Raw genomic sequence first — 11,778 nt, forward strand, 5'->3', positions numbered from 1 at the left:
TTTCATGACTCCCTTGCCCGCACCTTTGCGCTGGCTGTATTCCCTTGAATGGCGCCGGGGTTTCTTCGACTGGGCGCGCAGCGATGGCGTGACCTGGGTCTACATTTTCAAGGTGCTGTTCGCGGCGTTTCTGACCCTGTGGCTGGCCATGCGCCTGGAGTTGCCGCAGCCGCGCACGGCGACGATCACCGTGTTCATCGTCATGCAACCGCAAAGCGGCCACGTGTTGGCCAAGAGTTTCTATCGCTTCCTTGGGACATTGGCCGGCTCGGCGGTGATGGTCGCGTTGATTGCCTTGTTTGCGCAGAACACTGAACTGTTCCTCGGTTCGCTAGCGATCTGGGTCGGCATCTGTTCGGCCGGCGCGGCGCGCTATCGCAACTTCCGCGCCTATGGTTTCGTGCTCGCCGGTTACACCGCCGCGATGGTTGGTTTGCCCGCACTGGCGCACCCGGATGGCGCGTTCATGGCCGCTGTGTGGCGGGTGCTGGAAATCTCCCTGGGGATTATTTGCTCCACGCTGGTCAGCGCCGCGATCCTGCCGCAATCAGCCAGTGCCGCGATGCGCAACGCCCTGTATCAGCGCTTCGGTGTGTTTGCGCTATTCGTCACCGATGGCTTGCGCGGTCGCAGTAAACGGGAGGCTTTCGAGGCGAGCAACGTGCGCTTCATTGCCGAGGCCGTGGGGCTGGAAGGGTTGCGCAGCGTCACCGTGTTCGAAGACCCGCACATGCGTCGGCGCAACGGTCGGCTCAGTCGACTGAACAGCGAATTCATGGGCATCACCACCCGTTTCAACGCCTTGCACCAGTTGCTCGAACGCCTGCGCAGCAGCGGCACCGATCACGTGGTTGCGGCGATCAAACCGGGTTTGCAAGACCTCGCCGAACTGCTCGACGGCTTTAGCGGCCGCGCCCTGACCAATGCTGATGCAGGGCGTCTGGTGATCGCGTTGACCGCCTATAAAGAAGGTTTGCCGGCACGCGTTCGCAGCTTGCGAGCGGTTTTTCAGGAGAGCAATCCGAGCGACGCCGAGCAGTTGGATTTTCATACCGCGTACGAATTGCTCTATCGCTTTGTCGATGACCTGCACAGTTATGCACAGACCCACGCGTCGCTGGCCGATCACAGCCATGCGCGCGAGCAATGGGATGAGCCGTTCACCCCGCAAACCAACTGGATGGCGTCGGCCGCCTCGGGGATTCGCGCGGCGTTCATTCTGGTGGTTCTGGGCAGCTATTGGGTCGCCACCGCGTGGCCGAGCGGGGCGACGATGACGCTGATCGCCGCCGCGACCGTGGGCCTTTCGGCGGCAACACCGAATCCAAAACGCATGGCGTTTCAGATGGCTTGCGGGACGCTCCTCGGGGCGCTGATCGGCTTCGTCGAGATGTTTTTCATCTTCCCGTGGATTGACGGTTTTCCGTTGCTCTGCGTGATGCTCGCGCCGGTGATCGTGCTGGGTTCGTTCCTGACTTCACGGCCGCAATACGCCGGTGTCGGTCTCGGTTTGCTGATCTTCTTCAGCACCGGTTCGGTGCCGGACAACCTCACCGTTTACAACCCTTACGCCTTCATCAACGATTACATCGCCATGGTGCTCGGCATGCTGGTGTGCGCGGCGGCCGGGGCGATCATTCTGCCGCCCAACAGCCGCTGGTTGTGGCGTCGGCTGGAGCAGGATTTACGCGGGCAAGTGGTGTACGCCATCAGCGGCAAACTCAAGGGTTTGGCGTCGAGTTTCGAAAGCAGTACGCGGGACTTGCTGCATCAGGCCTACGGTCTCGCGGCAGGGCAGCCGCAGGTGCAACGGGACTTGCTGTGCTGGATGCTCGTGGTGCTGGAAGTCGGCCACGCGATCATCGAGTTGCGCAAGGAGCAGGCGATCCTGCCGGTGCATCCGGCCTATGCCGAATCCCAACCGTGGCGTCAGGCGATCCGGGTGATGGGGCGCTCGCTGGTGCGGCTGTTTCTGCAACCGAGTCAGAGCAATCTGGAGCGCAGCCTGATCGCCGTCGATCACGCGATCAGCCGCGCGCAAGCCACCGACGAACCTTTCGCGCCGCACTTCGACACCTCGGCCTTGCGTCGCGTGAAGAGCTATTTGCACTTCATCCGCACCTCGCTGCTCGACCCGCAATCACCGCTCTCTGCTTATACAAAAGGACTTCAACATGCCGCGTGAAATCGCCTTTCACGGCGTGTACATGCCAACCATGACCCTGATGTTTTTCATCGCGGCAGCGCTGGCCTGGGCACTCGACCGGTTCCTGTCCGGGTTCGATCTGTACCGCTTCTTCTGGCACCCGGCGCTGCTGCGCCTGAGTCTGTTTACCTGTCTGTTCGGCGCCCTGGCGCTGACTGTCTACCGTTGACTCTCTATCACTGACTCTCTATCACTGAAGAAGGCCCTGATGAAAAAGCTTTTCAGCCTGCTCGCCACCCTGCTGGTGCTGGCCCTTGCGATGTGGATCGGCCGGACCCTGTGGGTGCATTACATGGACACGCCATGGACCCGCGACGGCCGGGTGCGCGCCGACATCATCAACGTCGCCGCCGACGTCACTGGGGAAGTGGTGGACGTGCCGGTGCGCGACAATCAACAGGTGAAGAAGGGTGATTTGCTGATGCGGATCGACCCCGAGCACTACCGCATTGCGGTCAAACAGGCACAGTCGCTGGTGGCCTCGCGCAAGTCGACGTGGGAAATGCGCAAGGTCAACGCCCACCGCCGCGCTGACATGGACAACCTGGTGATCTCCAGGGAAAACCGCGACGACGCCAGCAACATCGCTGACTCAGCCCTGGCCGATTACCAGCACGCACAAGCGCAACTGGAAGCCGCCGAACTGAACCTCAAACGCACCGAGGTCCGCGCAGCGGTGGACGGGTACGTGACCAACCTCAATGTGCATCGCGGCGATTACGCGCGCATCGGTGAGGCGAAAATGGCTGTGGTCGACATGAACTCGTTCTGGGTCTACGGCTTCTTCGAAGAAACCAAATTGCCCCATGTGCGGGTCGGCGATAAAGCCGACATGCAGTTGATGAGTGGGGAAGTGTTGAAGGGGCATGTGGAAAGCATTTCTCGCGGCATCTACGACCGTGATAACCCGCAGAGTCGCGAGCTGATTGCGGATGTGAACCCGACCTTTAACTGGGTGCGTTTGGCGCAGCGAGTGCCGGTGCGGATTCACATTGATGAAGTGCCGGAGGGTGTGCTGTTGGCGGCGGGGATTACGTGTACGGTGGTGGTGAACTAGCCATTTGACCGAGTCGCGGCCTTCGCGAGCAGGCTCGCTCCCACAGGGGGGGGCGTCGTTCACAAAATCTGCATTCGAACTCGGCCAATGTGGGAGCGAGCCTGCTCGCGAAGGGGGCAACTCGGTCCCGCAGCTAAAAGGCGACAGCTCAGCCCTTGCAAAACGTCTCATGCAAATGCCGCCAAACCACCTTGCCATCCGCCTGCTTCTCAAACACCACCGTCGAACGCCTGTCAGAGTGCAGACCGGTTGCATCCGTCTGCTGCTCGCGATAACTCACCACCGCGCCACCGTCATACAGGGCAACACCGCGCAACTCGCTGAGCTCGATTCTGAACCCGAGTTTCTTCCCGCCCGCCATCAAAAACAATTCGCTCAACGCGTCGAAATCCAGCACCCGGCCCAACGGCGAGACCATGGAAAACTGTGGCGAAAACCGGGTCAGCAACTGTTCAAGCGCCGGCTCGTCCTGTTCCTCGGCCAACCATTGCTCAATGGCGACGTGGGCCTGGATCACTTCGTCAAAGTATTCGGTGTAATCAGTCATGGAAGTTGCCCCTTCAATCCGAACCGCTTCATCAACCCCGCCTCCAGCAGCCCTTTAGGTAACAGCCCCGCCAGCAACGGCAACGCCCGACTGCCATTGCCCAGACGAATCAGGCGCGGTGGTTTGCTCTGCTGTACGGCCTTGAGCAAGCCGGCGGCAAATTCACTGGCCGGGGTCGGGTTGTCCTGGGAGGCTTTGGCCCGTGCGCGAATGCCGTCACGCAGCGGCCACCACGGCGATTGTTCGGTAATCAACTGCTCAGCCTCATGACCGGCATTCTTGGCAAAACTCGAGGCGATTGCGCCCGGCTGGACTTCCATGACCCGCACGCCAAACGGCGCCAGTTCCATACGCAACGCATCGGTCAAGGCATGCACTGCCGCTTTCGAGGCGCAGTAGGCGCCGGCGAATGGCGTGACCAAAACCCCGGACACGCTGCCGATGTTCACCACCAGACCTTTGGCCCGGCGCAGCACCGGGAACATCGCGCGGGTGACGCCGACGATGGCGAACACGTTGGTTTCGAATTGCCGTTGCATGGCCGGCACACCGCCGTCGAGCAACGGCCCCATGGCGCCATAACCGGCATTGTTGATCAGCACGTCGAGGCCGCCATGTTGCTGGTTGATGCGCTCGCTCAAGTGTTCGAGTGCGGCGCCGTCGTTGACGTCCAGTTGCACGGCGGTGAAACCGGCAGCGGCCAGGGCCACCACGTCTTCAGCCTTGCGGGCGCTGGCCCAGACGTCGTATCCGGCATTTTTGAACACATCAGCGAGGGCGCGTCCAATGCCGCTGGAGCAACCGGTAATTAACGCAACGGGCATGGCGCGGTCCTTGTGCAAAGAGGAAGGGAAGATCAATCGGAGAAACTACCTTGCAAACGCTCAGCGCGAAACTCTAGCGTTTGCGGGCGATAGCCCGGGCGCAGCGGCGGCAGGGGCAAACAGTCTTCCCAGTTCGCGCCGGCCTGCAGTTCGCCGGGGCCGCGATAGCGCGGTGCGGCGTATTGATTGTCGGCCAGATTGACCGTGTCGCCCGGCGCATAGGCGGCGATGCGCCAGCGCAGTTCGGTCAGCGGCACGTCGTTGCCGTTGTTCATTTTCAGATGCAACGGCCGGTCCGCCGGGCAGTGTTCGGGCGCATAAGTGATGCGCAACTCCAGGCGCGCCAGTTGCTTGACCTCGCGGTTGTCCATCCAGATCACCCACGTTGCCACCACACCCAATCCAATGGCCGCCGCGACGGAGACCGGCAACGCCTTGGTCGGGTAGCGCAGCAACAAAATCAGCCAGGTGATGACCAGCAGGACGCCGATGAACATGACGCAAACCTCGGGAGGGGAGAAGGTCATCCTACCTAAGCGTGGGTGCGGTTGGCGATGGGCTTGATTGTTGTTGATGGAAGTGATGGCCTCATCGCGAGCTTGGTCCGGGCGGCGTTCCGACGATGAGGCCCGCGGAGGCAACAAAAACGCCAGACAAAAAAAGCCCCCACCCAACCCGCTGCGGAAAGGGAAACGCAGCGAGTCGGACGGGGGCTTCTGGTGTTACAGATCAATTACCGCGCGATGGTTTTCACCGATACGCCGCGGTCGATCGGGGTAGAGCGACCGTAGATATCTTCAAACCGCTCGATATCGTCTTCGCCCAGGTAGCTGCCCGATTGCACTTCGATGATTTCGAGTGGAATCTTGCCCGGGTTGCGCAGACGGTGGACCGAGGCGATCGGAATGTAGGTCGACTGGTTTTCAGTCAGCAAGAACACGTTTTCGTCGCAGGTCACTTCAGCCGTGCCGCTGACCACGATCCAGTGTTCGGCGCGATGGTGGTGCATCTGCAGCGACAGGCACGCGCCCGGTTTGACCGAGATGCGCTTGACCTGGAAGCGGCCGCCCATGTCCACCGAGTCGTAGGAGCCCCACGGACGATAGACTTCGCAGTGGGTCTGGGTTTCGCTACGGCCCAGCTCGTTGAGGGTGTTGACCATCTGTTTCACGCCTTGGACCTTGTCCTTGTGGGCGATCATCATGGCGTCCTTGGTTTCGACGACCACGATGTTTTCCAGACCGATCACCGACACCAGTTTACCGTTGCCGTGGATCATGCAGTTTTTGCTGTCCTGAATGACCACATCGCCTTTGGTGACGTTGCCGTTGGCGTCTTTTTCATTCACTTCCCACAACGACGACCAGCAGCCGACATCGCTCCAGCCTGCGGTCAGCGGTACAACGCAGGCGCGCTGGGTTTTTTCCATCACCGAGTAGTCGATGGAATTGTCCGGGCAGCAAGCGAAGGTGGCGGAGTCGATGTCGACCGTGTCGGCATCCTGCTCGCTACGTTCCAGGGTCAGCACGCAGGTGTCGTAGATGTCCGGATCGTGTTTTTTCAGCTCTTCGAGGAAACGGCTGGCACGGAACAGGAACATGCCGCTGTTCCAGAAGTAACCGCCGGACTCGACGAACTCGGTGGCGCGTTTCACGTCCGGTTTTTCGACGAAGTGCGAGACGCGGCTGACGCCTTCGGGCAGCAGCGAATCATTGGCCGACTTGATGTAGCCGTAGCCGGTTTCCGGTTTGGTGGCCGGTACGCCGAACAGCACCATTTCGCCGTTTTCTGCAGCGACCGTGGCCAGGGCCAGGGCGCGTTGCAGGGCTTTCTGATCTTCCAGCACGTGGTCGGCTGGCAGCACCAACATCAATTCGTCGCGACCTTCGTTGACCAGCATCAGTGCGGTCAAGGCCACGGCTGGTGCGGTGTTGCGGCCGAACGGTTCCATCAGGATGCGCTGTACGTCCAGTTTACGGGCGCCCAGCTGCTCGTTGACGATGAAACGGTGTTCCTTGTTGCAGACAACGATCGGGGTGTCCATGCCTTCGAACACCAGGCGTTCCAGAGTTTGCTGGAACAATGTTTGTTCGCCGGTCAGGGCGAGGAATTGCTTAGGAAACTGTTTGCGCGAAAGCGGCCAAAGACGTGAGCCACTACCACCTGACAAGATCACCGGAATCATGTTGTTACTCCTTGAATATCGTATGGGTCAGAGCTACTGCGTTCTGTCGTTTCACTCTTGTTCTTATTCCGTGTCCGGGTAGCCCGTGGGCTACCCGGCAAAATGATTAGCGCGTCGAAACCGGGCGTTTTACCCAGACTGGCGCCAGGCTGCTGCCGGTGCCGGTGACGTACAGCACGGCGGCTTCACCGCGTTCCAGGGCAACCGGTTTCACGTCGCCGACTTTCTTGTCGCCATCGTATAGCGCCAGGCTGACTTTAACCGGGTTGATTTCACGCTCGCCACGGCCCTTGGCGGCCACGGAAGGGACCACTTCGGTCTTGCCGTCAGCGGTTTTCAGGGTCAGTGCTTTGTCGCTGAGGTTCTGTACGCGAACCAGGGATTTCTGCTTGTTCTTGAACGGCGGCTCTTCGATCAGTTGCGGTGCGCCGCTGGCGTTGTTGACCAGGGTGTAATAGTGATCACCGGCCAGTTTCACCGGCAGGGACTGGCTACCGACCTTGGCGCTGTAGTCGCCGCCCGGCATGAAGCTGAAGTCAGTGCTGGACAGCGGCGCGACTTCGGCCAGGTTGGTGGTGCCGACGGTGGCGCTGACTTCAGCGTTACCGGCGTTGTAGACACGCACGAAGCTTGAGCCTTTCGGTGCGGTCGGGCCATAGAGCGCGGCATCGCCTGCGAAGGCGGACATCGACAGAACGCTCATGCCTGCAACGAGTGCGAAGGTCTTGGCGAGACGGCGAGGAGTAGTAGTAGTGAAAGTCATGGTGTACCTCTCTTTCAGTTTTGCGCCCGGTCGGGCGTCTCGGATTTAGTGTTGTTTAGTGCAACGTTTTGTTGGTTTACGCCGGCTTCTTTGAGCTCTGCGACCCACTGCGGGTCGGCGTCACCGATTTCGTTGTTCACAGGCAGATAACGTTCAGGAAACTCCCAGATCAGTACCTGTGGCGGGCTATTCTTGAAAGCATCACTTTTCAGGTAGCTGAGCATCGGCAGAATCGGGCCGTGGCCGTCTTCGGCGTAATTGACCACGTCGCTGTTCAGCGCTTGTTTCAGCGCACCGACGAAGTTCCAGTTGGGGTTAGCGCTGTAGCTGGTGCCGATCAGGGCCACCGGCACTTCAGTGTTGGCGAACAGGGCGTCATCACCGGCCGGCTGGTCTTGCGCCGCAACGGTGTTGCGTTTCTGCAACGGCTCAGTTTTGGGCATCAGGTTTTCAAACAGCGGGTCCAGCGGCAGGAACAACCGCAGGTCGCCCTTGTGAGTCACGTTCTCCGCAGGTTCAGTGACGAAGTGTTGCGGCTCGCCGCTCAGCGGGTATTTGTCGGTAATGGATTTCGCCAGGGTTTCGGCGGCGATTTGCGCGCCTTCCGGGGTCCAGTGAGTGTCGGTGCGCAGGAACACTTGCTGACCGTTCAGCTTGGCTTTCAGCATCGGGCCGAACAGGTCGGGAGCGAGGACCTTGTTGGCCGCCACGCGAGCGTGGAAGTCCTCATAGAGGTTGGCGTGGATGCTCGAAGGTTTCACTTCACCCAGGTGTTCCGGGTACAGGCGAGTCTTGGCCGGCACGATCGCCATGACCAGTTTCACGCCTTTGGCTTTCAGTTCCTGGCGCACGCCTTCAACCAGCGCGTAGTTGCCTTGCAGGTTCAGCTCTTCGTTGACGATCGGGTTGAATTCCTCATCGCTGTACAACCACTGATCGCGGCCGAGCACGACGCCCGGACGACCTTCGTTGAACAGTTTGAAATCCAGCGCAGCCCAAAGGTTGGTGCCCAGACGCTTGATCGGAAACTCGTCGTCGTAATGCGTTTCCACGGCTTTGGTCCAGCGGCCGTTGAGCACCGTCGTTTCGGCAGAGGTACTGAAGCCGAGGAAACTGCGCGTGGACCACAGGCCCAGGACCAACAGCGTCACCATGAACAGGGCGATGTAGAGGATGCGTAATGAGCGGGTCATAGTCAGATCCCTCAGAACTGGAAGTAAAGGAACGGCGAGAAGCTTTGCGCCGAGAGTTTGAAAATCGAGGCGATGAACAGCACCAGTACCAGCGTGCGCATCACGTAACGAGACCAGTCCGCAGTCCAGTAGGCCGGTTGCACAGTCGCTTCAACGCCGACGGTGTAGCCAGGCTCGTGGATGCTGCCCGGGCTGTCGCCCGGTACGGCTTTGATCATTCCAGGCGTAGCGGCAGCCGGGCCATCGGCCTCGACGTTCACAACAGGCTTGGTCTTCTCAGGCGGCAGGTTGCTGTAGAAGTCACGAATGCCGAAGAACGCCAGGGTCATGTAAGCCACCACCAGAGTTGCCACTTGCAGGCCGGTGAGGCTGGCCGCGTTGAGTTCAGACAGTGACCATTCGCCGAAGCTGAACATCGCGCCGTACATACGACCGGCGACGTGCAGGTTTTCCGAGCGGAAGATCACCCAGCCCATGACCACGAGCAGGAAGGTCAGCGCCCAGCGGATCGGGTTGATGCTGCGCGGCGAGGTGTTCAGGCCGAGGGCCTTTTCGATCGCCAGCCACATGCCGTGCCACGCACCCCAGACGATGTAAGTGATGTTCGCGCCGTGCCACAGACCACCGAGCAGCATGGTCAGGAACAGGTTGCGATAGGTCATCAGCGTACCTTTACGGTTACCGCCCAGCGTGATGTACAGGTAGTCACGCAACCAGGTGGACAGGCTGATGTGCCAGCGACGCCAGAACTCGGTGATCGACTGGCTGATGTACGGCTGTTTGAAGTTTTCCATGAAGCGGAAACCCATCATCAAGCCCAGACCGATTGCCATGTCGCTGTAACCGGAGAAGTCGAAATACAGCTGCGCGGTGTAGGCCAGCGCGCCGAGCCAGGCATCGCCCGTGGTCGGGTTCTGCAAGGCGAAGCAATGGTCGGCCACGACCGCCAGGGTGTCGGCGATGAAAACCTTCTTGATGAAACCCTGCATGAACCGCGTGGCACCCTCGGAGAACTTGTCGAGGGTGTGGGTGCGGTTGTTGAACTGGTCGGCGAGATCGCGGAAGCGCAACACCGGACCGGCGATCAGGTGCGGGAAGATCGCCACGAAAGCGGCAAAGTCGATCAGGTTGCGGGTCGCCGGGGTATCACCACGGTAGACGTCGATGATGTAGCTGATGGACTCGAAGATGTAGAACGAGATCCCGATCGGCAACAGCACGTGGGTCAGGATGAACGGCGACAGACCGACGGAGGTCATCATCGCGTTGATGCTGTCGACACCGAAGTTGGCGTACTTGAAGTAGCCGAGAATGCACAGGTCGACGCCCACGCCCAGGAGCAACCAGCGTTGTGCCGGTTTGGTCCGAACGCCTGCGGCACCGACTTTGAGGCCGATCCAGTAGTTCCACAGGGTGACGGCTGCGAACAGCGCAAGGAAGTCCACACGCCACCAGGCATAGAACACGTAGCTGGCGATCAGCAGCAGCAGGTTGCGATAGCGTATTCCGCTTAAGTAGTACATGCCGAGAAAGATCGGCAAGAACAAAAACAGGAACACGTTGGATGAAAATACCATCCCGGTCTCTCCATGTTTAACCAACAGTCAAGGGCCAACGGCCCCCCCAAACCCCCCACCGAAATCGAGGGGTAAAACGGTGTTTCCTTGAGGGGTGTGGTTGGCCTTAAGACCAACCCCTCACCCCCCGCCCTCTCCCCGGAGGGGAGAGGGAGCCTGATCTCGATGGCTTTCAAAACTTGAGATCGACTCGATATCGCATGTCGCCGAAACTTAACCAGACGCCTCGGTCAGTCCCCTCGCCCCTCCGGGGAGAGGGTTAGGGTGAGGGGCTGTTTTTCAGCCCCTCCACAACTCACGAACCTTTTTTGCCTTTTTCACTCGCCGGGTCGTAGACCTTGGTCAAATCCCCACCGAGGCGGAAGGTCTTGAACGGCTGCATTTCGCGCTTTTTCTCAAGCACATCCGGCGAGCAGGTGTAGAGCGTGCAGAACGGTTCGAGCCAGGCAAATTTCGAGTCGACCTTGAGGTCGGTCATGTCCTGCTCTTTACCGTTCTTCTTCTCGAATTCTTCCGGGTCTTCGACACCCGCGAGCACTCGATCACCCAGGCGCTTCAATGCGCCGTTGTTTTCCTGACGCAAGTCCACACCGTTGACCTGAGCGAAACTGGCGATCATCGCCAGAGGCGGCAGGGCGTAGTTGTGATAGGAGAGGGCGCGTTGCTGGCGCTTGAGTTCGTTGGGCAGGAAACCCTGGGCGTCGATTTGATTGACGCCGACTTTGTATTCCTTTACCGACCAGTCGAACAGGTCGCGGCGGTTGGTGGCGATGGACGTTGCCATCACCGACCAGGCGGACCAGTACGAGTGGTTGTTGGTTTTTTCCAGCGGCAGGTTGTCCCAGTCGCTGACGACTTGATCAGCCATTTTGCTGAACCAGGCCTCAATCAGTTGTGCCTCTTGCTGATGGTTCGCCAACGGATGCGAGTCGGAGAATTTCAGGCGGATATAGGACGAGGCCATGCTGCCCAACGCCCATTTGCGCATGGACTTGCCGGTGTGGTTGAAGTCCTTGGACATCAACGCATCGGCCTTGGCCCAGGCAGTCAACCAACTCAGGGTGCATTCCAGCTGTTCCGGACGACCGTCACGCATGTACTGCATCACGCGCTTGCTGGTGCCGCGCTCAATCTTGGTGATGTCGGCAGTAGTGTCACGGAAGGCCTTTTCCGATGCCTCGTTCAGGGTCGAACGGGCCTTGTCGGAGCCTTCGTACTTGCTGCGAAATTGCAGCGAGCCGGTGTACGGCGTCGGCATCGCATCACAGCCTTCGCTCTTGTCGCCGGTTTTGACTTTTTCAATCGGCGCGAAGTATCCCTGCGGCGGACGCAGTGGCGCGGCTGCCTGGGTGGCCCCGGCGAACATCGCCAGAGTCAGCAGGGAGGGCGCGAGTAACTTTTTCAAAGTTCGGGTTTGCATATGAAC

11 protein-coding genes are annotated in these 11,778 nt (G+C 59.9%); 3 read left to right on the plus strand and 8 right to left on the minus strand.

The window, feature by feature from the left end:
- Positions 1-4: 4 nt before the first annotated feature.
- The 3 genes from QFW87_RS04840 to QFW87_RS04850 are packed head-to-tail and all read left to right on the plus strand — an operon-like array spanning position 5 to position 3,263.
- Entirely contained in the window at positions 5-2,185 is a 2,181-nt protein-coding gene (locus tag QFW87_RS04840) for an FUSC family protein (protein WP_283189944.1), read from the plus strand.
- The gene (locus QFW87_RS04845) at positions 2,175-2,375 is read left to right on the plus strand and encodes a DUF1656 domain-containing protein (protein ID WP_007896379.1); all 201 of its coding nucleotides are present in this window, start codon (positions 2,175-2,177) and stop codon (positions 2,373-2,375) included. Before QFW87_RS04840 ends, QFW87_RS04845 begins: the two co-directional genes overlap by 11 nt.
- 39 nt (positions 2,376-2,414) lie before the next feature.
- On the plus strand, positions 2,415-3,263 hold the full coding sequence (locus QFW87_RS04850) for an HlyD family secretion protein (protein WP_283183027.1): 849 nt from the start codon (positions 2,415-2,417) through the stop codon (positions 3,261-3,263).
- Positions 3,264-3,411: 148 nt separating this feature from the next.
- Here the strand turns inward: QFW87_RS04850 and QFW87_RS04855 are convergent, their stop codons facing one another.
- The 8 genes from QFW87_RS04855 to QFW87_RS04890 all read right to left on the minus strand — a co-directional run bounded on the left by QFW87_RS04855 (position 3,412) and on the right by QFW87_RS04890 (position 11,772).
- Positions 3,412-3,810, minus strand: coding sequence for a DUF4440 domain-containing protein (locus QFW87_RS04855; RefSeq protein ID WP_283189945.1), 399 nt, complete (start codon positions 3,808-3,810; stop codon positions 3,412-3,414).
- Positions 3,807-4,634, minus strand: a complete 828-nt coding sequence (locus QFW87_RS04860) for an SDR family oxidoreductase (RefSeq protein ID WP_283183029.1) — start codon at positions 4,632-4,634, stop codon at positions 3,807-3,809. The genes QFW87_RS04855 and QFW87_RS04860 overlap by 4 nt, the downstream gene beginning before the upstream one ends.
- A 32-nt stretch (positions 4,635-4,666) precedes the next feature.
- A complete protein-coding gene (locus QFW87_RS04865) occupies positions 4,667-5,131 on the minus strand; it encodes a multidrug transporter (protein ID WP_283189946.1) in 465 nt (154 codons plus the stop codon).
- Positions 5,132-5,367: 236 nt separating this feature from the next.
- Positions 5,368-6,819: a mannose-1-phosphate guanylyltransferase/mannose-6-phosphate isomerase gene (locus tag QFW87_RS04870; protein ID WP_283183031.1), complete on the minus strand. Its 1,452-nt coding sequence runs from the start codon at positions 6,817-6,819 to the stop codon at positions 5,368-5,370.
- 106 nt (positions 6,820-6,925) lie between these two features.
- Positions 6,926-7,582: an alginate O-acetyltransferase AlgF gene (locus QFW87_RS04875; RefSeq protein ID WP_283183032.1), complete on the minus strand. Its 657-nt coding sequence runs from the start codon at positions 7,580-7,582 to the stop codon at positions 6,926-6,928.
- Positions 7,583-7,596: 14 nt separating this feature from the next.
- Complete coding sequence (locus QFW87_RS04880) at positions 7,597-8,775, minus strand: alginate O-acetyltransferase (RefSeq protein WP_283189947.1); 1,179 nt, start codon at positions 8,773-8,775, stop codon at positions 7,597-7,599.
- An 11-nt stretch (positions 8,776-8,786) separates the two neighbouring features.
- Positions 8,787-10,352, minus strand: coding sequence for an MBOAT family protein (locus QFW87_RS04885; RefSeq protein WP_283183034.1), 1,566 nt, complete (start codon positions 10,350-10,352; stop codon positions 8,787-8,789).
- A 295-nt stretch (positions 10,353-10,647) separates the two neighbouring features.
- Positions 10,648-11,772 carry a mannuronate-specific alginate lyase gene (locus QFW87_RS04890; RefSeq protein WP_283183035.1) on the minus strand — a complete coding sequence of 375 codons (1,125 nt, stop codon included), beginning with the start codon at positions 11,770-11,772 and terminating at the stop codon, positions 10,648-10,650.
- Between the last annotated feature and the right edge of the window lie 6 nt (positions 11,773-11,778).

It is taken from the genome of Pseudomonas sp. PMCC200344 (genome assembly GCF_030053095.1).
Lineage (GTDB): Bacteria > Pseudomonadota > Gammaproteobacteria > Pseudomonadales > Pseudomonadaceae > Aquipseudomonas > Aquipseudomonas svalbardensis.